This window comes from Sorangium sp. So ce375 (assembly GCF_051473855.1).
GTDB lineage: Bacteria > Myxococcota_A > Polyangia > Polyangiales > Polyangiaceae > Sorangium.
Window position 1 is genome coordinate 1,350,615 of the sequence record NZ_CP150335.1, and the last position, 22,560, is coordinate 1,373,174.

General features: G+C 71.0%; 17 protein-coding genes and 1 riboswitch. Of the genes, 9 read left to right on the forward strand and 8 right to left on the reverse strand.

The window, feature by feature from the left end:
- Positions 1 to 12: 12 nt before the first annotated feature.
- The 5 genes from WME90_RS05185 to WME90_RS05205 form a co-directional block, all read right to left on the reverse strand.
- Positions 13 to 1,449, reverse strand: coding sequence for a type VI secretion system Vgr family protein (locus tag WME90_RS05185; protein ID WP_437279952.1), 1,437 nt, complete (start codon positions 1,447 to 1,449; stop codon positions 13 to 15).
- A 39-nt stretch (positions 1,450 to 1,488) separates the two neighbouring features.
- A complete protein-coding gene (locus WME90_RS05190) occupies positions 1,489 to 3,036 on the reverse strand; it encodes a DUF2169 family type VI secretion system accessory protein (RefSeq protein WP_437279953.1) in 1,548 nt (515 codons plus the stop codon).
- 393 nt (positions 3,037 to 3,429) lie between these two features.
- Entirely contained in the window at positions 3,430 to 4,275 is an 846-nt protein-coding gene (locus tag WME90_RS05195) for a nucleotide-binding enzyme (protein ID WP_437279954.1), read from the reverse strand.
- Complete coding sequence (locus WME90_RS05200; protein WP_437279955.1) at positions 4,272 to 4,664, reverse strand: sigma factor-like helix-turn-helix DNA-binding protein; 393 nt, start codon at positions 4,662 to 4,664, stop codon at positions 4,272 to 4,274. The genes WME90_RS05195 and WME90_RS05200 overlap by 4 nt, the downstream gene beginning before the upstream one ends.
- Positions 4,636 to 5,133, reverse strand: a complete 498-nt coding sequence (locus WME90_RS05205; RefSeq protein ID WP_437279956.1) for an HD domain-containing protein — start codon at positions 5,131 to 5,133, stop codon at positions 4,636 to 4,638. The genes WME90_RS05200 and WME90_RS05205 overlap by 29 nt, the downstream gene beginning before the upstream one ends.
- A 200-nt stretch (positions 5,134 to 5,333) precedes the next feature.
- On the opposite strand from WME90_RS05205, the gene WME90_RS05210 reads away from it, so the two are divergent.
- From WME90_RS05210 to WME90_RS05230, 5 genes are all read left to right on the forward strand, one after another.
- Entirely contained in the window at positions 5,334 to 6,164 is an 831-nt protein-coding gene (locus WME90_RS05210; RefSeq protein WP_437279957.1) for a class I SAM-dependent methyltransferase, read from the forward strand.
- Positions 6,148 to 7,284, forward strand: a complete 1,137-nt coding sequence (locus WME90_RS05215) for a hypothetical protein (protein ID WP_437279958.1) — start codon at positions 6,148 to 6,150, stop codon at positions 7,282 to 7,284. Before WME90_RS05210 ends, WME90_RS05215 begins: the two co-directional genes overlap by 17 nt.
- 153 nt (positions 7,285 to 7,437) lie before the next feature.
- A complete protein-coding gene (locus tag WME90_RS05220) occupies positions 7,438 to 8,457 on the forward strand; it encodes a metalloregulator ArsR/SmtB family transcription factor (protein ID WP_437279959.1) in 1,020 nt (339 codons plus the stop codon).
- Between the two features lie 134 nt (positions 8,458 to 8,591).
- A complete protein-coding gene (locus tag WME90_RS05225; RefSeq protein ID WP_437279960.1) occupies positions 8,592 to 9,191 on the forward strand; it encodes a DUF1990 family protein in 600 nt (199 codons plus the stop codon).
- 308 nt (positions 9,192 to 9,499) lie between these two features.
- The gene (locus WME90_RS05230; RefSeq protein WP_437279961.1) at positions 9,500 to 11,356 is read left to right on the forward strand and encodes a hypothetical protein; all 1,857 of its coding nucleotides are present in this window, start codon (positions 9,500 to 9,502) and stop codon (positions 11,354 to 11,356) included.
- Between the two features lie 74 nt (positions 11,357 to 11,430).
- On the opposite strand, the gene WME90_RS05235 is transcribed toward WME90_RS05230, so the two are convergent.
- Positions 11,431 to 12,240 (reverse strand): haloacid dehalogenase type II, encoded by an 810-nt coding sequence (locus WME90_RS05235; RefSeq protein WP_437279962.1) that lies wholly within the window; start codon positions 12,238 to 12,240, stop codon positions 11,431 to 11,433.
- Positions 12,241 to 12,431: 191 nt separating this feature from the next.
- On the opposite strand from WME90_RS05235, the gene WME90_RS05240 reads away from it, so the two are divergent.
- Positions 12,432 to 13,370, forward strand: a complete 939-nt coding sequence (locus WME90_RS05240) for a LysR family transcriptional regulator (protein ID WP_437279963.1) — start codon at positions 12,432 to 12,434, stop codon at positions 13,368 to 13,370.
- Here WME90_RS05240 and WME90_RS05245 read toward each other — a convergent pair.
- Both WME90_RS05245 and typA read right to left on the reverse strand, forming a co-directional pair.
- Positions 13,358 to 13,852, reverse strand: a complete 495-nt coding sequence (locus tag WME90_RS05245) for a hypothetical protein (RefSeq protein WP_437279964.1) — start codon at positions 13,850 to 13,852, stop codon at positions 13,358 to 13,360. The two genes, WME90_RS05240 and WME90_RS05245, sit on opposite strands and share 13 nt — an antisense overlap.
- Positions 13,853 to 13,920: 68 nt before the next feature.
- The gene (typA, locus tag WME90_RS05250; protein WP_437279965.1) at positions 13,921 to 15,807 is read right to left on the reverse strand and encodes a translational GTPase TypA; all 1,887 of its coding nucleotides are present in this window, start codon (positions 15,805 to 15,807) and stop codon (positions 13,921 to 13,923) included.
- Positions 15,808 to 16,094: 287 nt separating this feature from the next.
- Positions 16,095 to 16,302, forward strand: a riboswitch (cobalamin riboswitch).
- Positions 16,303 to 16,543: 241 nt separating this feature from the next.
- Between typA and WME90_RS05255 the strand changes: the two genes are divergently transcribed.
- The 3 genes from WME90_RS05255 (at position 16,544) to WME90_RS05265 (ending at position 22,510) form a co-directional block, all read left to right on the forward strand.
- The gene (locus WME90_RS05255; RefSeq protein WP_437279966.1) at positions 16,544 to 18,898 is read left to right on the forward strand and encodes a TonB-dependent receptor domain-containing protein; all 2,355 of its coding nucleotides are present in this window, start codon (positions 16,544 to 16,546) and stop codon (positions 18,896 to 18,898) included.
- 136 nt (positions 18,899 to 19,034) lie between these two features.
- Positions 19,035 to 21,905, forward strand: a complete 2,871-nt coding sequence (locus WME90_RS05260) for an N-6 DNA methylase (RefSeq protein ID WP_437279967.1) — start codon at positions 19,035 to 19,037, stop codon at positions 21,903 to 21,905.
- A gap of 5 nt (positions 21,906 to 21,910) precedes the next feature.
- Positions 21,911 to 22,510: a hypothetical protein gene (locus WME90_RS05265; protein WP_437279968.1), complete on the forward strand. Its 600-nt coding sequence runs from the start codon at positions 21,911 to 21,913 to the stop codon at positions 22,508 to 22,510.
- The last annotated feature ends 50 nt before the right edge of the window (positions 22,511 to 22,560 follow it).

The window sequence follows — 22,560 nt, forward strand, 5'->3', positions numbered from 1 at the left end:
TTCCATCTCGTTTCAGCGTCGGTCGCGGATCTCGATCATCGCCCCAGTGGCCGTCGTGATCCGGTGGCGCTCGGCGATCGCGGCGTTGACGGCCGACGGCGCCGCCGCGTTCGGGACCGAGCCGACGATGATCGGCCGATCCGGATCGCCGTCGGCAAAGACGAGGAGCACCTCAGCGCCGGGCCGCAACGGGAAATGCATGTTGTGATTGGGCCCGGCGAAGGGCTGCGCCATCCGCACCGGGTGCGAGCTCTTCTGCTCCCCCGGGAGCGCCGTGTCGAAATGGAACTGCACGGTGTAGCGGCCGTCGCCGTCGAGGCGCGCGACGCCGCCGGTCTCGCCCTCGGGGCCCGCCTGCACGACGCCAGTGACGAACCCGTGAATGCGCGGCCTCGGCGTTCGCCGCGGGGGGCGGTAGCGGACGCTCCCGGGCACCGCCGTGAAGGTATTCGCGTAGGACGCCTGCACGCCCTCCTCGTCGAAGGCGGGCAGCGTCGCCGCGTGCTCGACCGCGACGAGGAGCAGGTCCTCGGGCGCCTCGAACCGAGGGTGCTCCCGCAGGAGCGTGCGGTGCCCTGCGGTGAACGCCGACCGCGCGCTCTTGCCCTCGTAGACGCGCTGCCCGGAGAGGCGCTCCTCGGAGCGGATCAGGGCGAGCTCCTTCGCCTCCTCGGCCGTCTTGACGTGGCTGCCGAACTCGACGATTCCCCCGCCCGACGCCCCGTCGAGCGTGTGATACGCGGCGACGTCGAGCAGCGGCTTGCGGTAGTTGTAGTCGTGCACCACGTACGCCGAGGGGATGATCCTGCGCGTCACCTCGAGCGCGAAGACGTCGGACGCCTCGCCGCGCGGCCGGAACTGCACCTCCGCGGCGCCCTCCACGGAGCGAAAGCCCGCCGGGTGGTCGGTGAAGACCACGACGTCGCGGTCGCCCCGGTGCTCGAAATAGAAGCTGATCCCGAGGTGTTCGGCGAGGCGGCTGATGAAGGCGAGATCGCTCTCTTTGTACTGCACGATGAGCTCGCGCAGCGGGTATGCCCTGAGGAGGCGGAGCTCGAAATCGCCCGTGCCGAGGCCGTGCCGCTCGAGCTTGCGCCGGATCACGTCCGGCACGCTCACATCCATGTAGAGCTCCTGCGTCTCGACGAGCGTCAGCTTGAACAGGCGCGGGACGACGCGGAGGCGGTAGGCGCGGCGCTCGCCGGCCGGGTCCAGGCGATCGCGGATCTGCTCGAGGATGCCGTGGATCCGGCGGATCTCCTCACCCTCGACGAGGAAGACGACGCTGATCCGGGCCCCGGGGACGGCGTCTTCGGGCAGGTCCTGCTGCGGATCGCACACCACGTCGAGGTCGAACGAGAAGACCTGGGAGATCACCTCGCGGCCCGAGAGCACGCGGACGCGCACGCCCTCCCACTGGACGCCGGCGGTTTCGACGAGGATTTCCATGGCTCGGCTGGCCCCTTGAGCGTTGTGAAGGACCGCCACCTAGGGCCGCCCCTTGCTGGACCCGTAGATGACCTGCTGGATGTCGAGCTTCTGCTGCTTCGGGGCCTTGCGAGGCGGCGCGGGCTCGAGCGCGACGTCGCCCGCGGCGCCGCGCCACGGCGCTCGCGGCGCGGGAGCCACGGCGGGCGGCGCGGGAGCCGCGGCGGGCGGCGCGGGAGCCGCGGCGGGCGGCGGCGCGGGAGCCGCGGCGGGCGATGGAGTCGCAGCCACGGCAGACGGCGCAGGCGCTGCGGCCGGCGGCGCGTGAGAAAGCCCGGCCCGTCGAAACGGGAGAAGGGCCTGCTCGATGGTGTGATCCTGCGCCGCAGGGGAGACATCCAGGGTCTCTGCGACGGAACTCCGCTTCGGTGGGCGTGGCGCCTGCGGGCCTGGCGCCGGCGCGGCACCCGGGCGGAACGGGAGCGGGGCCGCCGACCCGACGGGGGCTCGCTCCGTCTGCGCGACGGTCGCATCGAGGCGCCGATCGGCGCCGCGCCGATCGTGCGCCTCGACGGCTTTACCGGTCAGCTCGTGCGTCACCCCGGTCAGATCGGGCGTCGCGACGGCGTGCGGGGCGGCCATCGCGATCTCGGCGGGAGCCAGCCACGCGTGCGGGGCGCCCGGCACCTCGACGCCGACGACGACACGCACCGCCGCGAGCGCTGCTTCACCCGCGAGCGGGAAGCTGCGTCGCCAGACCAGCGAGCACGACTGTCGGTCGCCGTCGATGTGCAGCGTGTCGAGCACGAGATCGAGCGGCTGCCCCTCCCTGACGCCGAGCGCGGAGAGCCCATGGACGCGCGCGAGGGCGCGCGCCCCGGGGAGGCGCGTCCGCAGCACCGCGAGCGTCGGGTGGAGCCCCGCGAGCACGAGCCACTCGTCGCCGACCAGGGCTTCGACGCGCTGATCGGGAGGGGCCGCCTGGAAATAGCTCCAGTCGAAATCGTCGGGGATCTCGAGGATGGGCCCCTCGAGCGCCTTGCGGGCCGTACGCCCGAGCAGCCGGCTGCGCGCCGGCCACACGCTCCCGATCGGCGCGAAGCTCGCCGCGCGGTCACGCCGCGCGGGGTCCAGGACGCTCGGGCGGCCGGTGCCGAACGGGTTGTCGGCCACGCCGATCCCCCCGAATGCGCGCTCGTAGACGAGGGGAATCGCCTTCTCCGCGCCGGCAGGCTCGATCGAGAGCGCCTTGTCGAGGATCGGGCGCTCGCCGGCGAAGAGCGCGAGGCGCACGGAGAAGGGCGCTGCAGGCGGGCCCGGCGGCGCGTGCGCGTGGCCCGTGAAGAGCACGTCGATGCGCGCGAGGTAGGGCGCGAGGTCGCTGGTCAGCCGGACGCTGCGGCCCGGGTTGTTGTGATGGTGGATGTCGGCGTCGACGATCCCCTGCGGCTCGACGGGGATCATCTTTGCGCCGTCGACGAAGGCGAAGGTCGCCTTGGCGACCACCGTGAGATTGAGCCGGCCCCGCGCGCGCCACACGACCCCCGCCGCTGCCGTTCCGGGAGGCGCCGCGAGCGCGCTGGGAGTGGGCGAGGCCTCCGGTTTCACCGCGCCATGAGAGCACCGGGGCATTGCGAGGGTCAAGCCTGCCATGCGACGACGCGGCATCGTTCGACGTTCGCCCGATCGCCCACCGATGACGTTTCTCGGCGCTCTCAGCGCCGGTGAAAGAGGGAGAGCCCGGCGACGAACGCACGCTCCGGAGCCGGCGAGTCGTCCGTTGGATCCATCGGTGTCGGACATCGCTTGGCGAGCTGAGATATCCCGTGTCGTCGCAGGAGCGCAGGCGCGCCGGCCCATCCGCCGCTCGCTCTCGGAACGTCGCGAGCTCTTCGATAAAGGCGCTTCCCATCGCCGTCGCGACCTCCGCGCGCGATGCAGCCAGAAGGACCCGGCAGCTGCCCTGGCTCAGGAGAGCGACCGTCATGGCGCCAAGGGGCCTCAGGCTGCGCCCTCGAATCCCGGCAGCGGATCGTAGTCCTGGTCGGGGTCGTCCTCCTCGCCGGGCTCGGCGCAGGCCGGCTCGTCGCCTTCCTCTCCGGCGCCGCCGGTGTCGCCGAGCAGCCCATCGAACGGCCCGGGGAGCGGCTCGTCCTCGTCCGCCTCGAGCAGCGCGTCCATGCCCTCCACCTCGCCGGTCTCCACGTAACGCTCCCACGCATTGGGGTGATCCCGGGCGCAGAGCGCCGAGAGCGCGGCGACGCCCAGGCGCACGATCGGCTTCCCATCGGTGCTGCTGCGGGGCCGCGTCCTCAGGTCGCGCGGGGCGTACACCGTGAGCTCGAGGGGCGCCGCGTCCGCCACGTGGTAGTGGACGTACTCCCGGAGCTCTCCGCCCTTCTGGATGGTCACGCGCTCCCGGTCGAAGGTCCAGCCGAGCGCCCGCACGTGCCGCTCCAGCGCCTCTTCGTCGGCCGGGAACACGTGCAGATCGACGTCGCTCCCGCGGCGGATATGGCCGGTGGAGACCGAGCCGATGAGCCGCGGCGAGAACGGCGCGAGCGCGCGCATGGCCTCCAGCGCCACGATGCGCAGCGCGAAGAGCCGGCGCGTCCGCTGGCTCCCCTCGGCGCGCTCGGCGAAGGCGAGAAGCGCCTCGCGGATCTCCCCGTTGGAGGGCAGATCCGCGGGCCGGTAGCGCGCTCGCCGCCCCTCCACCCGGCCGAGGATCCGCTTCGCCGCCATGCGCTTGGCGGTGAAGTACTGGTCCACGCCTTCCTCGTACATGAGGCGCGCGGCCTCCGCGGCGATGCGGGCCCGCAGCCCGCCGAAGCGCTCGGCGCTCATCGGATCACCCGCGCCGCGCGCATTGCCGGGGCCGCGGCGACCGCCGGCGCGAGGGCCTGCCGCAGCCGGAGCATCGCGCCGCCGACCACCCGGCCGCCCCGCGCCGCCCCGAACAGCCGCTTCTGCACCACCTGCTGCGCCACGCCGAGGCGGCGCGCGATCTCGCCCTGCGACAGGCCGTCGAAGAAATAGGCCTCGACGACCTCCCGCTGCTTCGCCGTCAGCGCGGTCTCGACCGCGTCCCGCACCGCGGCGCAGAGCCGCTCTCGCCCGGGCGGCTCGGCCTCGCCGCCCCAGAGCCGGCGATCGTCGCCCCAGCGGTCGACGTCGTCGCAGAGGACCTCCCGTCGGATCTTGCGCTCAGGCGAGCGGCTCCTTTCGCAGGTCATGGGCAGGGGCGGGCTCGCCGCCGATCGAGAGGAGGGTCCAGTCCGCGCCGTCGAGCAGGAGCTCCACGGCGGCCTCGGGGCGGAGCACGGTCGCCGCCGGCGAGCGGCCGCCGACGTCCCAGCGGCGGAGCCGCGCGAGGTCCGCGAGCGCCTTCGTGCGCCGCAGGCGCCGCTTCGTCGCGCCGGGCGCGCGCAGCAGGTGAAGGTGGTGCCGCACGAGCCAGACGATCCGCGGGCACACGAGCTCCGCGAGCACGTCGGCGCCTTCCTCGGCGTGGTCGGCCGAGGCGAACGCCTTGCCGACGTCGTGGAGCAGGGCCGCGGCCCAGAGCGAGCGATCCGCGGTCTCGCGGCGGGCCAGGTCGAAGACCTGCAGAGAATGGAAGAGCGCGTCGCCCTCGGGGTGCCAGCGCGGATCCTGCGGCACGCGGTCGAGGGCGAGGAGGAGATCGAGGAGGTCCTGGTGCATCGACGGGAGGGCGGTCAGGCCGCCCGCGGGCTGCGGGCGAGCGGTGCCCCTTCACCCTGGGGCGCGGTCACACCCACCGGGAGGCCGCGCTCGCCGGGCGAGCGGAAGGATAGCGCGGGCGCGCGAGGGAGCGAGGGGAGGCGCTAGTCTGGTCCCGTGACCAGCTCGCCCCGTCAGCTCGCGTGAGAGGACCGAAGCTCATGAGCACGCTCTACGATCGTATCGGCACAGGCTACTCCGCGACGCGGAGGACGGATCCCCGCATCGAGGCGCTGATCAGGGACGCCCTTGGCGACGCGCGATCGGTGATCAACGTGGGCGCGGGCACCGGCGCCTACGAGCCGGCCGACCGAGAGGTGCTCGCGGTCGAGCCCTCGGCGACGATGATCGCGCAAAGGCCGCACGGCTCGGCGCCTGCCGTCCAGGCCAGGGCCGAGGACCTGCCCGTTCCCGACCGCAGCTTCGACGCCGCGATGGCCGTCAACACGCTGCACCACTGGACCGATCTGCGGGCAGGCTTGCGCGAGCTCCGCAGGGTCGCGCGCACGCGAATCGTCATCTTCCTGCGTGACCCGGCGAGCGGTAGCCCTTTCTGGCTGACCGAGGATTACCTTCCTTCCCTCGACCCGTCGCGAAGGAGCTCCGCCATCGTCGACGCGATAAGAGAAGAGCTCCCGTCCGTCGTGGCGCGGCCTTTCCAGCTGCCTCGCGATTGCGCCGACGGTTTGTTCGTCGCGTACTGGGGGCGGCCGGAGATGTACCTGGATGGCGAGGTCCGGCGCAACATCTCGAACTTTGCGCTCGTGGAGGAGGGCAGTCTTGCGGAAGGGCTCGCGCGTTTGAGGGCGGACCTCGCGTCGGGGGCGTGGGATCGCAAATACGGGCACCTTCGCGGGCTGGGGGCGCTCGACCTGGGTCATCGAGCGCTGGTCGCCGAGCTGGCGTGCTCAGCGGCTGATGCGCGTGTACAGTCGGGCCCTGCCTTGCCCGGGCGGGCGCTGACGGAGGAAAACGATGGCACTCTCGTCTGAGGTGTTGCGCGGCCTTTCGGGTCTCGGGCTCGCCGCGCCCACGAGCTGGGATGAGCAGCCGCGCGAGCTCCTGGGCTTGCCTGTGCCGGAGCCGCTGCGTCAGTTTGCGGCCATCGAGTGGCCCGAGGGGATCGCGTTCTCCCTCGATCCCAGCGCGACAGGCCCGGTCTCCGACGAGCAGTGGCTGCGCCGCGTGGAGTTCGCCGGCGTGTGGGCGCCCGACGAGCCGATCCGTCACGCCGACGGGCCCGCGCCGCTCGTGGGCATCGCGACGCCGAACGATGACTGGGCGGTTCTCCGCCTCGATGATCCGAACCCGTCGAACCCCACGGTGTACTTCCTTTTGCACGACGATCCGGGGCAGAGCCTCGGTACGGGGGTGCCGCTCGGTGCGCTCCTCGACGCTCTGTGTGTCCGCGCGGACGTTGTCCTCTCGAGCGACGTCCGCTTGCCGCGCCGCCGGCTCACCCATCCAGACCGCATCCGCTCGCTCCTCTACGAGGAGGCGACCCAGCTCGATGACCTGAAGCCGCTTCGTCGGCTCGAGAACCTCGCGCTCGATTCCTGCGAGCTCCCCGATCTCGAGGCCTTGTCGGCCGTTCCCACGCTTCGTCGCCTCTTCGCCACGCATTGCCGGATCGCCGATTGGTCGGGCCTGTCCTTGCTGACCCACCTCACGGATCTCCATCTCACCGCGTGCGACCTGACCGAGCTCGGCCCGCTCCTGGATCACCTCCCGGCGCTCGAGCGCGTCACGGTCGCTGGCTGCCCGCTGGGCCTGGCTGCTCGAGCCGATATCGCGCGGCTCCCCGCGCCGGTCTTTTTACCGCACCCGGACGCGATCGAGACGGAGGTCAACGAGGCGCTCCTGGAGCTCCATCAGTACGAGATCCACGGCGCGTGCGTCCGCTGGAACGACGGTTATATGGTCGGTCTGTGGAGCAACCAGGACTACCTGAGCTGGTATCGAATCGACGTCGACCGCTTCCGCACCGCCCTGAAGGAGCGCCGCTACCTATGGGACATTCGCTCGTGGATCGAGGCGTGTCCCGAGGTGTTCGACGTCGGCTGGGCCTCTCGCTGGAACGGCCTCGGCTTGCGCCCCTGGCTCCGCGCCTGACGTCCCGCCGCCTCTGATCGAGGTGTCCCGACGCGCCCCGCGCCCCGCGCCCCGCGCCTCGCGCCGGAGGCGACGTGGCGCGCGCCGGCAGATCTGGTTCGACGTCCGTCGAATCAGATTGACGGCCGCGGCGCGCCCGCTACATTTGTTTCGATGGTTGTCGAACCAGATCCTCCGGCGCTGGCCCTGGGCCTCGAGGCGCGGATCGGCGTGCTCAAGGCGCTGGCCGACGCGTCACGGCTGCAGGTGGTGAACGCCCTGATCGAGCGGCCGCACTGCGCCGAGGAGCTCGCCGAGCGGCTGGGGCGCGCGCCGTCCACCGTCTCCTTCCACCTGCGCAAGCTCGACGAGGCCGGGCTCGTGACGAAGCGCAAGACGCAGTACTACCTCGTCTATGCGCTGCGCGACGATCTGCTCCGCCTCACGCTGAAGGAGCTCGTCGCGCTGCCGTCGGCCGAGAGCGGCCCCGAGCGGCGGCGCGCGGAGCGCTCCCGGGGCCAGGTGATGCGCAGCTTCTTCCGCGGCGGCGCGCTGGTCCAGCTGCCGAAGCAGTGGCGCAAGCGGCGCATCGTGCTCGAGCAGTTCCTGGGCAAGTTCCAGGCGGGCCGGCGCTACCGGGAGCGCGAGGTGAACGAGATCATCCAGACCCTGTATCCAGACCACTGCACGATCCGGCGCATGCTCGTGGACGAGGGTTACATGGCGCGTGACGGCCAGTTTTATGAGCTGCTCGAGGCCGGGACCCGGGCGCCCGGGGCAGGGGTCGAGACGCCCGAGGCGGGGACGAAGAAAGCGGGAGTGAACACGATGGAAACGCGCAAGGAGCTGAAGCGGAAGTACCTCGAGACACCGAAGCAGGCGGGCATCTTCCAGGTCAAGAACAAGGTGAACGGCAAGGTGCTGCTCGGCAGCAGCACCAACCTGCACGGGCCGCTCAACAAGCACCGTTTCATGCTGTCCATCGGCGGCCACTCGAACCAGGAGCTCCAGCAGGACTGGAAGCAGCACGGCGCCGACGCCTTCACGTTCGAGGTGCTCGAGATCGTGAAGCAGAAGGACGAGCCGGGGTTCTCCCTGGCGGACGAGCTCACGTTGCTCGAGCAGATCTGGCTGGAGAGGCTGTCGCCCCTCGCGCCGGGCGGCTACAACACGACGACGCGAATCCGCGAGTGAGGCGGCGACACCGCGAAGCTCGCTCACTCCGAGACGGGCCGACGGATCTCGAACCGAGATTCTGACAGGCACCTCGCGCCGCGTGATCGTCGCTGCACGCGCTCTCGCGGCTCGCGGTCGGCTATCCTGCCCCCGTGCTCTCCCGCGCCCGCCCCTCGGATGCCGCGATCCGCGCCTTCCTTGCTCGCCAGGCGGGCCGGCCGCTCTCGTACGCGGAGGTCGGCTGCACCGGCGCCGGCGATGGCCGCCCGCGGCCGCCTATCGGCTTCAACGTCGACCACCACCGCGCGGTGCTCGGCCAGGGCGCCGAGCTCTTCGGCCGCGCCGTCGCGGCGATGCGGCGCTGGGCACAGTTCCGTCTCGGCTGGGTTGAGCTCTGTTATCCCGACGCTCCCCTCCAGGCCGGCGTCACCGTGGTGATCCTCGTCCGCGTGCTCGGGATTCACTGGCTCAACGCGTGCCGGATCGTCTACACCGTCGATGAGACGGCCGGCCCTGTGCGCCGGTTCGGCTTCGCGTACGGGACGCTCGAGGAGCACGGCGAGCGCGGCGAGGAGCGCTTCCTCGTCGAGCACGACGAGCATTCCGGCGAGGTCGCCTACGACATCTTCGCCGTCTCGCGGCCGAACCACCCCCTCGCCCGGCTCGGTTATCCCTATGCGCGCCTGGTCCAGGGGCGGTTCGCCCGCGACTCGATGCGCGCGATGCGCGGCGCCGTGATCTCGCCGCCGTGAGGCGTGCTGGGCGCCGAGCGGTCCTCGTGACCGGGACCTGCGCGCCGGGCGCGCCATCACCCCATCACGCGAGCGTCCGCACTGCCATCCGCCGGCACATGGAGTCGCATCCCCCGCGGCTCCCCGAAGCTCCGCAGCTCCCGGTGCGGCCTCTCCAGGGAGCCCTGGGGGCAGGTGAACCGCTCCGGTCGTCGGCGCTGGCGAGCCGCGACGAAACTGGACCGTGGACCGAAACGACCGAGCGCGGCCCGCGTACCTGGGGTGGCTGAACGAGAGCGAGCTGTTCAGCCCACATCAAGGAGAGGGGCATGTCATCGACACGAAACGTCAGGGTGACGGGGGTTTCTGCGTCCGCCGTGCTGTTCTTCGCCGCGGGGGCGCTTGCCGCGTGCGCCGTCCCCGAGGGCGCAGAGCCTTCCGGCGATCATGAGGGCTTCGAGCCGTCCGGCGATCCAGGCGAGCTTCAGGCCGTGGATGAATCGACGGCGGAGGCCGACGGCGAGCTCAAGGCGAACGACTGCGTGAACCCACACCCGTTCGCCGGCTGCAACGACGCGGCCGTCCAGAGCTGCGTTTGCGCGGCGGACCCGTACTGCTGTACCAACCAGTGGGACTCGCTCTGCGCCGCAGAGGTGACGAGCCTCCACTGCGTCCCGGCGTCCGCGTCCGTCATCGGGCGCCTGCAGTGCGCCGCGCCGGACGGCGCGGGGACCATCACGAACGCGCTCGCGTTCGTGCCGCTCAGCATTCCCGGCCTCGGGAGCGGGGTGACGGACGCGAACGGCGATTTCAGGATCCCCATCTCGGCCACCGCAAGCGCGAGCGTGCACCTCGACGTGACGTATGACGGCGTCGTGAGCTCGAGCGGCGTGACGACGCCGCTCACGATCATGGACGACCTGCACGCCCCGCGCGGCCAGGGGATCGATGTCGCCGGCAGCCCGCGTTCGAGCGGCGATCTCGACGTCGACGTGGTCACGCTGAGCGGCGTCGACTGCGAGCTGTGGCGGCTCGGCGTCGACACCCTGCGCGACTTCCACGCTGTCCGCGGCGCTCAGCCGCCCGCGCACGCGCTGCGCATGCTGCGCTGGAGCGGCGTCTACGTGGGAACGCCCTTCACGTTCTACGACTACATCAACATTCGCACGGACTTCCTCACGAGCACCTGGGGGAGCACGGCCGCGGAGCGCCGGAGGCTCATCACCCACGAGTTCGGGCACAGCGTGCGGCACGTCGCCGACGGGGATCTGAACCACTGGAATGGTGACGACGTGGCCTACGTCTATGGGCGCTCTCACGACGGCACCGAGATCGCCAACCAGGGGTACGCCTTCAACGAGGGCTTCGCGAACTACTGGGAGCAAGCCCGCGCTGGCTCCCGCGGCCGCCTCTGCGGCGGCGGGGCCGCGTGCCCGTCGAGCCAGTACCGGGACTGGAACGAGAAGCTCATCGCCAACGCGCTGCTCGATCTCTCCGATGTCGTGGGCGACAGCGCGATGATCCAGGTGCTGGAGGCGAACCCCGGCACGATCCACAGCCTCGTCGAGTTCCAGTCGCGCCTCCACGTGCTGAACGCTGCCGTCCCGGCGCCCGCCGCGGTGCCGGCCTGCCCGCCCGGCTTCAGCGACGACGGCGCGACGTGCTCCTCCACGCTGAGCAAGCCGAGCTACGGGCGCGGCGTCGGCTCGGCGCCGACGCTCTGCGGCGCGGGCCAGCAGTACGATGCGGGGCTCTGCTATCCGCTCTGCGCGTCGGGCTACTACGGGGTCGGCCCGGTGTGCTGGCAGAGCTGCCCGTCCGGGTACACGGACGACGGCCTCACGTGCCGGCGCGACGCGAAGATCATCAACGCCAACAACTCCGCGTGCCCCTGGTATGACGCCTGCGGCCTGACCTTCGCCAAGGGCTGCTCGACCTGCCCGTCGGGGTACACCAACGACGGCTGCACGTGCCGTATCGACGCCCACATCTTCGCCAAGAGCTCCTACGGGCGCGGCGCCGGCTCCGTGCCGACGAGCTGCGGCGCGGGCCAGCAGTACGACGCGGGTCTTTGCTACCCGACCTGCGCCTCCGGCTACAGCGGCGCGGGCCCCGTGTGCTGGGGGAGCTGCCCGGTCGGCTATGTCGACTTCGGCGCGACGTGCACGAAGGTCGTTTCGAAGTGATCGACGAGCCTTCGGCGCGTGACTGAGCTATCGAGTCAACGGCGCATTTTCAGAGGCGTGCATGGCCCCACCGGTCACGCCCTCTCCTTCACGAACTCCACCAGATCCGAGAGGCTCGCTCCCGTCGCGTCGGCGCTCACGCCCAGCTCCTCGGCTGGCAGGCCCAGGCGGTTGACCCAGAACGTGGGATAGCCGAACCACCGGGCCCCCGCGGCGTCCCAGCCGGCGAACGCGACGAACACGATCTCCTCGCGCGTGAGGCCGAACGCGTCGAGCGCCATCCGGTACGCGCGAGGATCCGGCTTGTATGTCCTCGCCTGGTCCGTGCTGAGCACGTGCTCGAACAGGCCCCCCAGGCCGGAGCTCTCGATCGCGGCCCCGAGCATCCTCGGCGTGAAGTTCGACAGGAACGAGAGCCGGATCCCCGAGCCCCTCAGCGCCCCGAGCGCCGGCAGCACGTCAGGCCACGCCCGGAGATCGAGATACGCGTCGAGGAGCCGCGCCCGCTTCTCCTCCCCGAGATCGAGCGCCAGCGCGCGCTCGGCGAACAGCAGCGCGTCCGACGTCACCTGCCAGAAGTCGGCGTATTCACGGGCCGCGACCCGGAGCCACGTGTACTCGAATTGCCGGGCGCGCCACGCCTCGATCAGCAGCGCCCCCTTGCCCGGACAGAGCTCCTCCGCGAGCGCCGCGATCGGCCGCGGATCGAAGATCGGAAAGGCGTCGAAGGCGACCGCCCTGATCTTCGACCCCGCCGCCGGCCGCGGCGGCGCCGGGCCGCGCTGCGCGGCGCAGGAGGCGGCCCCGGTCGGGGCCGAGCCCAGGAAGCCCGCCGCGGCCGTCCCGGTCACGCGGTGGAGAAACTCACGACGATTCGTCAGCATGCCGGCCTCCATCAGATCATCCGACGCGAAACACGCGACTTGCGAGAGCGCGAGCGCGCGAGAGCGCGATTGATGCGGGAGAGCATGCGCGGTCCGCCGTTGCCCGGGGATCCGCCATCGACGTAGACTCGCCATGCACCTTTGCATGGCGCGGAGCGCTCCACGGCAGCAGCGCCCCGCGCCCCGGAGCCATGCTCGACTGGGACGATCTGCGCTACTTCCTCGCCGTCGCGCGGCACGGCAACCTCTCCGCCGCCGCGCGCGCGCTGAAGGTCACCCAGCCGACGGTGGGGCGGCGCGTCGCGGCGTTCGAGCGGCGGCTCGGGGCGAGGCTCTTCGAGCGCTCGCCGTCGGGGTTCGCGCTCTCCGCCGCAGGCGAGAGCGTGCTCGGGCACGCCGAGCGCATGGAGCAGGACGCGCTCGCCGCCGAGCGCGCCGCCGCCGGACGCGACGCGGGCCTGCGAGGCCACCTCCGCATCACCGCGTCCGAGTGGCTCGCCACGCGCGTCCTCGGGCCGCTGCTCGTCCCGTTCCTCGCGCGTCACCCCGCCATCTCCGTCGATCTCATCGCGGACGCGCGGTGGCTGAGCCTGCCGCGGCGGGAAGCGGACATCGCCCTTCGCCCCGCCGCGTTCGAGCACCAGGACGTCTTCCAGCGCGAGGTCGCGCGGATCGGGTTCGGCCTCTACGCGTCGGAGGCGTACCTCGCCGAGCACGGCCCGCCGGACTGGGGCCGGCAGTGCGAGGGCCACGCCCTCGTCACCATGAACGACGATCCGCCGGCGATCGCCGACCTGTCGTGGGTGCGCGCCGTCGCCGCGAAGGCCCGCGTCGCCGCCCGCACCAACGGCCGCGAGCCCCAGGCGACGATGGGGGCGGCCGGCGTCGGGCTCGTCTGCCTGCCCCGCTACCTGGGCGACGCGACCGCCGGCCTCCGCCTGCTCTCGCCGCCCTCGCCGCCGCCAGCGCGCAAGCTGTGGCTGGGGGTGCACCGCGATACGCGCGGGGTGCCGCGCGTGAAGGCGCTCGTCGCGTTCGTCGCCGACGCCCTCGGGCCGCTCCGGAGCGCCCTCGACCCCGGCGCGCGGCCGCGCGCGTCAGGCGACGGGCGCCCCCGCTACCGGCCTTGATCGAGCAGACACGCGCTGAGCTCCTCGTACTGAGGATCGCACGTCTGCGGCAGGAAATCGGTCGTGCACTCCGGATCACGCCCGCTCAGGCAATCGAAGAGCGACGCGATCGACGGCGCGAGGAACGAGCAGGGGATCTGGTCCACCGAGGCGATGGTCTCGCCGGCGCAGTCGAAGAAAGGAGCGGTCAGCGCGTTGCAGGGGCGCTGCTCGGAGAGCAGGTCGGCGCAGCGCGCGCGACACCGGAGCTCCGGGCACGTGACGCCGTCGAAGAGCGAGCAGAACTGATCACACGAGGCCCTCTGCTCGTCGCGCGAGGGCCCGCCGGAGCTCGACGACTGCGGCCCTCCGGTCGCGCCGGCGTCCCCGGTACTTTCGGAGCCCCCGGGGAGCCCGTCGACGACGACCGCCCCGCCGCAAGCGCTCGCCCCCGCGAGCGCGACGAACGAAGCCAGGAGAGCCGAACGCAGCGCCGTTCTCATCCGGGGATCCTATACCGCGGCGGGCAGGGCAGGGGCGCGCGTCGCACGTCCCGCGCGCCCCGCGCCGCTCACTCCACCGCCTGCGATTGCTCGATCGCGTCCTCGCGGCGCTCCCGGCGGTTGCACGCGAGCACCTTCTTGCGGACGCGCACCGCCTCGGGCGTGACCTCGACGAGCTCGTCGCCGTCGATCCACTCCATCGCCGTCTCGATCGTGAGGAGCCGCGGGCTGGCCAGGAGGACGTTCTCGTCCTTGCCGTGGTTGCGCACGTTCGACAGCTTCTTCTCCTTGATCACGTTGACGTCGGTGTCGTTCGGCCGGTTGTGCTCGCCGATGATCATCCCCTCGTAGACCTCGACGCCGGGGACGATGAAGAACATGCCGCGCGGCTGGAGGTGGTGCAGCGCGTACGGGGTCGCCACGCCGACGCGATCGGCGACGATGGCGCCGGTCGGGCGGCGCATCATCGGGCCGCCCCAGGGCGCCCAGCCGTCGAACATCGTGTTGAGCAGGCCCGTCCCGCGCGTCGCCGTCAGGAACTCGCCGCGGAAGCCGATGAGCCCGCGCGACGGCACCCGGAACTCGAGGCGGGCGCGGCCGAAGCCGGGGTTCGTCATCTTCACCATCCGGCCGCGCCTGCTGCTGAGGCGCTCGGTCACGATGCCGACGTAGGTGTCCGGCACGTCCACGACGACGAGCTCGAGCGGCTCCATCACCTCGCCGTCGATCTCGCGCGTCACCACCTCGGGGTTCGAGAGCTGCATCTCGTACCCCTCGCGCCGCATCGTCTCGACAAGGATGGCGAGCTGGAGCTCGCCGCGGCCGAGCACCACGAACGTGTCGGGCACATCGGTCGGCTCCACCCGGATCGCGAGGTTCTTCATCGCCTCGCGCTCGAGCCGCTCCTTCAGATGACGGCTCGTCAGGAACTTCGACTGCTTGCACTTGCCGGCGAAGGTCGACGTGTTCACGCCGATCTTCATCTTGATCGTGGGCTCCTCGACCACGATGCGCGGCAGCGCCTCGGGGTGTGCCGGATCCGTGATCGTGTCGCCGATCGTGACCGCGTCGAGCCCGGCGATCGCGATCACCTCGCCCGCGACGGCGCTCTCGACCGCGACGCGCTTCAGCCCCTCGTAGGCGTAGAGCATCTTCACGTAGCCGCGCGACTGGCCGCCCTCGGCGAGGAGCGCGACGTCGGCGCCGGACCGGGCGGTGCCGCGGACCACGCGGCCGACCGCGAGCCGGCCCACGTACTCGTCGTGCGTCGTGTTGCAGACGATGACCTGGAGCGGACCGTCGGGGTCGCCGGAGGGGCCGGGGACCCGATCGAGGATGGTCTCGAAGAGCGGCTCGAGGTCCTTCGCCTCGTGCTCGAGCTCGCGCTTCGCCTGGCCGAACTTCGCGATCGCGTAGAGCGTCGAGAAGTCCATCTGCGCGTCGCTCGCCTCGAGGTCGCAGAAGAGGTCGAACACCTCGGAGAGCACCTCGTGGGCGCGCGCGTCGCTCCGGTCGATCTTGTTGATGACCACGATGACCGGGAAGCCGCGCTGGAGGCACTTCGAGAGCACGAAGCGCGTCTGCGGCAGCGGGCCCTCGGCGGCGTCGACGAGGAGCAGCGCCCCGTCGGCCATCATGAGCGTGCGCTCGACCTCGCCGCCGAAGTCGGAGTGGCCGGGCGTGTCGACGATGTTGATCTTGACCCCGCGGTACCGGATGCTCGTGTTCTTCGCGAGGATCGTGATGCCGCGCTCCCGCTCGAGGTCGTTCGAGTCCATGACCCGCTCGGCCACGACCTCGTTCTCTCGGAAGGCGCCCGACTGGCGGAGCATGTGGTCGACGAGTGTCGTCTTCCCGTGGTCGACGTGGGCGACGATGGCGATATTGCGGAGATCGTTACGGGGCATATACGGCGGCGGCCGTGTAGCACGCGACTCACGGAGGAGCGAGCCCATCCTACTAGAGCCCGAACGTTCGGCCTGCACCGCAGCCGCGCGGGGAGGCGCTCGGTGCCGCCGCACGAAGAGGGCGCGCTCGGTGGAGGGCGCGAGGCGCGTGCAGGTGCGGCGCTCGGGTGGAGAGCGCGAGGCGTGCGCGTGGCGCGGGCGAGCGCGTGGCGCGGGCGAGCGCGGGCGTAGGGAGCGCGCGGCGCGCCGAGCGGGCGTAGGGAGCGCGGGGAGCGCGCGGCGTGCCGAGCGGGCGAGGTGAGCGGTGGCGATTGACAGCCGGAAGCGCACCGCAATAGGGTGCGCGCCGTGCTGGTGCCCGGGCGCTCGCCTGGGCTGAAGAGGGAACCCGGTGAAATTCCGGGGCTGCCCCGCAGCGGTAAGCGAGAACGACCTCCACTACAAGCACTGGCCCTCCGAGGGCCGGGAAGCGGTGGACAGTAGGGAGCCGGCAACGCCGGAGCGCTCGCAAGCCCGAAGACCTGCCAGCGCCCGGCGACGGGAGACATCCGGCGCCGGTTCGACCTGGGAGCCTCGAGGGAGGCGGTGAGGTCCGAGCCGGTGCAGCTCTGTCTCCTCTGCGCACGTCCCGGATACCGAACCGCCCCCGCGTCGCCTTCCGGTCGCCCGCGGGGGCGAGAGGTCGGTCCAGCGCACCGTGCGATGGCCAGCCATTTCGTCCTCGCGGAGCTCGACGCGAGCGGCCCGAAGCCGCTCCGCGCGATTGCGGCGAAGGAGGACACGAATGCTGCGCGAGACGGTCACGACGAGCCGAGGGCACCGCCAACCATTTCATCTGCTTGCCGCGCTCTCCATGGTGCTGGCGGTCGCGCGGCCCGCGCACGCCGAGGGAGACACCCCCGAGGCTCCCTCGGCCGCGCCGGAGGCCGCCGCTGCAGCGCCCACCGGTGAGGGCGCGCCGCGCGTCGCCGCAGCGACGGAGGGCAGCGCGGGCGCGCCCGCAGCGACGGAGGGCAGCGCGGGCGCGCCCGCAGCGACGGAGGGCAGCGCTGTCGCCGCGCCGGAGGGCAGCGCGGTCAGCGCCGCAGCGCCGGAGGGCAGCGCGGGCGCGCCGGCGGACGGCGGCGCGATCGACGTCACGATCCAGGCGGAGAAGCCGGGCAGCGAGGCCGCGTCGCGCGTCTCCGTCGGACGCCGGGAGCTCGAGCTCAGGCCGAGGCTCCGGCCGGGCGACATCCTCGAGTCGGTCCCCGGGCTCTTCGCCGTGCAGCACGCCGGCGGCGGCAAGGCGAACCAGTACTTCCTCCGCGGATTCGACGCGGATCACGGGACCGACGTCGCCTTCTTCGTCGACGGCGTGCCCGTCAACATGGTCAGCCACGGCCACGGTCACGGCTTCACCGATCTCTATTTCATGATCCCGGAGATCGTGACAGGGCTCGACGGCTACAAGGGGCCTTATTACGCGAGCATCGGCGATTTCGGCACGGCGGGCGCCGTCAACCTGCGCTTCGCCGAGAAGCTCGAGGAGAGCTACGCGCAGGTCAGCCTGGGGCAGTACGGCATCCAGCGCGGCCTCGTGATCGCGTCGCCGGATCTCGGCGACACGTGGCGCGCGGTGGCCGCGGCCGAGATCTACCGGAACGACGGGCCGTTCCTGAGCCCGGAGCGGCTCAAGCGCTTCAACGTGTACCTGCGGGCGACGCACGACATCGGCGACACGGGGAAGGTCCAGATGACATGGATGTCGTACGGATCGACCTGGCACGGCTCCGGTCAGATCCCTGCGCGCGCCGTGTGCGGCGAGGGCGAGCAGGGCGGCCTGAACCCGCCGCCCTCCGCGTTCGGACAGCCGTGCATCGACCATTTCGGCGCCGTGGATCCGACCGAGGGCGGGGCGACCGCGCGGCACATGGCGTCTGTCGCCTACTCGACGGCGTGGCGGGACACCGACCTGAGCGCGATGGCCTACCTCGTCCGCTATCGATTCACGCTGTACTCGAACTTCACGTTCTTCAGCGAGGATCCCGTCCACGGCGATGGGATCGAGCAGAACGACGACCGCACCGTCGGGGGCGCCGATCTCCGGTTCCGCAAGCAGTACGAGATCGGCGGGGCGAGGTTCACGACCTCGCTCGGCGCGCAGATCCGCGCGGACGCCGTCGACAAGTCCCTCCACCACGACGAGGCGCGCGAGCGGATCGAGGAGAAGAGCAGGACCCACGTCGACGAGAGCCAGATCGGCGTCTATGTCGAGCAGGACGCCCGGCTCCGGCGCTGGCTCCGCGTCGTGCTCGGGGCGCGCGGGCAGTGGATCGACGTCAACGTCGATGACCCGGGCGAGGACCTCGCGGCGACGGGGAACAAGGCGAGCGGCGCCCGGGGGCAGATGCAGCTGCTCCCGAAGGTCTCGGCGATCGTGTCGCCCGTCGAGGGGCTCGATCTCTTCGCCCACTTCGGGCGGGGCTTCCACTCGAACGACGCGCAGGGCGCGGTGCTGGGCGGGGGGGCGGCGACGCTGATCACGCCCGCGACGGGCTACGAGGTCGGCGCGCGGGTCGCGCCCTTGCGCGGCCTGTCGCTGAACGCGGCCGGGTTCCTGCTCGACCTGGACTCGGAGCTGGTCTGGAGCGGCGACGCGGGCGAGACCGAGGCGTCGGGGCAGACGCGGCGCTACGGGATCGAGATCGGCGGGCGCTACCGGATCGGGAGCTGGCTCTTCGCGGACGTCGACGCGACCTTCACCCGCGCGCGCTTCCGCGAGAACGCCGGCAACGCGAGCGCGGTCGCCCTCGCGCCGACCCGGACGCTGACCGCAGGCGTCGGCGTGCGCCCGACGTTCGGCGCGTTCACGCCGTTCGCGGCGCTGCGCGTCAAGGCGATCGGCGCGCGGCCCGCGACCGAGGACGAGTCGCTCACGGCGGAGGGGTTCACCGTCGTCGACGCCAATGCCGGTCTGCGGTGGAAGAACGTCGAGGCGGCGGTGGACGTCCAGAACCTCTTCAACACGACGTGGCGCGAGGTCCAGTTCGCGAGCGAGTCGCGGCTGCCGTACGAGCCGGCCGCGGTCACCGGGATCCACTACTCGCCGGGGTGGCCGTTCACGGCGATCGGGCGGGCGACGCTGTACTGGGAGTAGACGGCAAGGCCGGGCTGGAGACCGCGGGGAAGACGCGCGACCGCGGCGTGCGCGACCGAGCGGAGAGACGTCGTTCGCGGTGTGGCAGGAGGCAGGCTCGCGACCCGCGGCGTGCGCGTGTATTGTTCGCGCAGCCATGCCGACGCCCCGCGACGTCTTGCTGCAGCTCTCCCGGGCTGACCTCGCTGCCCTGGCCGACCGCTTCGGGGTGGACCTGCTCGACCGGCGGAAGAAGGCGGCGATCATCGACGCGATGCTCTCGGCGCCGGGGCTGCAGCTCCACGAGCTGCTGCGCGCTTTGCGCATAGATGAGCTAAAAGAGCTATGCCGCGCGCTCGGTCTCGACGCTCGCGCGCGCGACAAGGCCATGCTCGTCGAGCGCCTGCTCGAGGATCGCTCGTCTGAGAGCGCGGCGCGCGGTGCCGCGGGGACAGGGGAGGCTACAGGCGTCAGGCTCGGCCCGGAGAGCGGAGCTCGTGAAGATCGGGTGACGAAAGAGCGCATTGTGAGCTGCCTCCTCGAGGCTGTGAAGCTTCTTCGTCACACGCCGGGGCCGAGCGGTCAGCATCGGACGACCATCGCCGTCCTTCTCCTTCTGAAACGTCTGAACGATGCGGAGCCCTCCGTATACGACATTTCCGTGCCGGCTCGGGCGCGATGGGCACAGATCGATGCGATCGACCCGATGCTTGTCGATCATGCGCTGAACCTGGCCTGTGAGGCGCTCGAGAAGCACAACGCCGCCCTCGATGGCCTGCTCTCCTCGGTTGATTTCACAGACGAGCGACGCTTCGGGGGCGTCGCAGAGCGCGCTCCTCTCATGTACGCGCTCGTCCGTATCTTCTCGGAGCTGCCGCTCCGTGACGAGGATCTGGCCACTCCTGATACCCTAGGGATCGCCTTCATGCTGTTTCTCGAGGAGATGGCCATCCGAGAAGGCAAGCGCGGCGGTGAGTCCCACCCCACGATCGCGGTCGCCGAACTGATGGCGGAGCTTCTCGAGCCCTCCGAGGGGATGCGTATCCATGATCCGGCGTGCGGCTCCGGCACCTTGCTGGTTGCGTGCGCGACATACGTCAAGCGTCATGGCGGAGACAGACGCGGCATCTATCTCGATGGTCAGGAGAAGAGCGTCGAGGCCTGGACGCTCGCCAGGATCAACATGCTCTTGAACGGCCTGCCGGGCGCGCGGATTGAAAAGGGCGACACGCTCCGCGACCCGCGCTGCACGATGAACGGCCATCTCGTGCTCTACGATCGCGCCCTCTGCACTCCACCGTTCGGTCTCACATGGTGGGGGCTTGAGGCGGCGGAGCGCGATCCCCATGGTCGTTTTCGATACGGCGTGCCTCCCAGGAACCGCAGTGAATTTGCGTTCTTGCAGCACATGTTCACCACTCTCCGCCGCTCCGGTCGGATGGCGATGCTGGCACCTGAAGGCGTGCTGTTTCGCGGAGGAATCGAAGGGGAAATCCGCAAGAGAATGCTTCAGGACGATCTGTTCGACGCCGTTATCGGGCTCCCGGCCAACCTGCTCCCAGCGACGAGGAGTCCCGCCGCGCTCCTTGTACTGAGCCGCGACAGGCCGGTGTCGAGGAAGCGAAAGGTGCTCTTCATCGATGCGTCACGAGGGTTCCAGGAGGAGCGCAGGCGGAACCGGCTCGGCCCCGAGGACGTGACGAAGATCGCGACGACCTTCCGCTCGGCCACCGATGTCCCCGGGTATGCGCGCCTCGTCGACGTTGACGAGATTGCGACGAACGGGTTCAGCCTGGCAGTCCGTCGGTACGTGGATAGCGGCGCACCGCCGATCGACGAAGCCCCCGCGCAGACGTGGCGGCGCGTCGAGCTCAAGAACTACCGGAGTATCGCTGAGGCGAGCATCGAGCTCGCCCCCTTCACGGTGCTCGTCGGTCCGAACGGCAGCGGCAAGTCCAATTTCGCCGATGCGATCGTGTTCGCGCGCGACGTCGCGACGGACGCCGCGACCGCGATCGAGAGGCGCGGGGGCGTCACCGGCATCATGCGCTGGCGACCGGAGGAGGACGAGCGGACCGAGGTGGTCGTCGATATCCGCGCCGCGACGTCGCGCTCGGCGCTGGAGACGGATTACCTGCGTCATCGGTTCACGATCCGCGCGAAGGCCGACGGAGGGTGGGCGTTCCGTAGCGAGACCATCGAACTCTTCGCCCGAGGCGCCCCGATGCTCTGGATCGAGCGGACACCCGAGGGGCTGGAGCTGGAGGTGGAGACCGAGCCGGGACGGCGTGTGGTCCCGAGCGGGAGCGCTCCCAGGCTCAGTGAGACCGCGAGCGCCATGGTGTTCGCGCGCCAGCTGGCCGACGTCGCCGGGGTCGCAGCGCTGCGGAGCGTCACGCGGATCCGGCTCAACGCCGAGGTGATGCGCCAGCCGCAGGTTGCATCGGAGACCACACGCCTGGACGAATCGGGGGGTAATATTGCCGTTGCGCTCCGGAGCCTCGGCGCCGACGGGCAGGCGCGCGTCCTCGCCGCCATACAGCGGATCGTCCCGGGGCTCGTGCGGATCGCCGTGGAGGCGTTCGATCGATTCCTGCTCCTCAAGTTCGAGCAGCGCCAGCCCGGAGGACACGTGGCGCGGTTCTCGGCGAGCGAGATGTCGGAGGGCGCCCTGCGTGCGCTCGGTATCCTGGTTGCGGCCCAGCAGATGACCGCAGATGAGCTCTTGATCATCGAGGAGCCCGAGGTCGCGATCCACGTCGGAGCCGCCCAGCTACTCTTCGACGTGCTCAAGGAAGCGTCGACCAGGGGTTCCCTGCTGATCACCACGCACAGCGCCGATCTGCTAGATGCGGCGCGCGAGGAGGAGATCCTGGTGTGCTCGTACCGTGACGGCGTGACGCAGCTAGGTCCGCTGTCGTCGGCGCAGCGCGAGGTCGTTCGACAAGGCCTATTCTCCGTCGCCGAGCTGATGCGCTCCGAGCCGTTGCGGATTGAGGGGGAAGAACCCGCGAGCGTCCAGCTCTGAGCCCGATGAGACGGCTCGTCTGCATTGTCGAGGGCAAGGGCGAGGTCGCGGCCATCCCGAACCTCTGTATGCGGATCCTCCGCCAGTATCTCGGAGATATTGCGTGGATTGTCGATCAGGATCCGATCCGACAACCTCGTGGCAAGCTGGTGGACGGGACGCGCAAGAGCCCGCTGCGCCTCTGTCACGCCGATGGCGTGCGTCGCGCCGTCCTGCTCGCGCGGCAGACCCGGAAGGCGGACGCAGTGCTCGTCCTGTGCGATGCGGACGACGATTGCCCCGCGACGTGGGGCCCCGACGCAGCGCGCGTGGTCAAAGGGCTCATGCCTGGCGATGCCGTCATGGCTGTTTGTGAGTACGAGACGTGGCTGCTCCTCAACTTCTCCGAGGATGCCCTACAGCGGGCCGGAGCCCCCAGGCCAGAGAGCAAGCGCGGCGCCAAGGAGGTGCTCAAACGGCTCGTCCCGGGCTACCTGCCGACGACGCACCAGCTGAGCGAGACACGGAGGATCGACGTTCCCCTCGTCCGTAAGCGATCAGACAGCCTCGATAAGCTCGTCCGGGCACTGGCGACGATTTCGGGCATGCCTCTTCCGGATCGCTGAGCGGCCTCGTCGCCGCAGGCGAGGGCGGGAATGACGGACGTGGAGGCGGC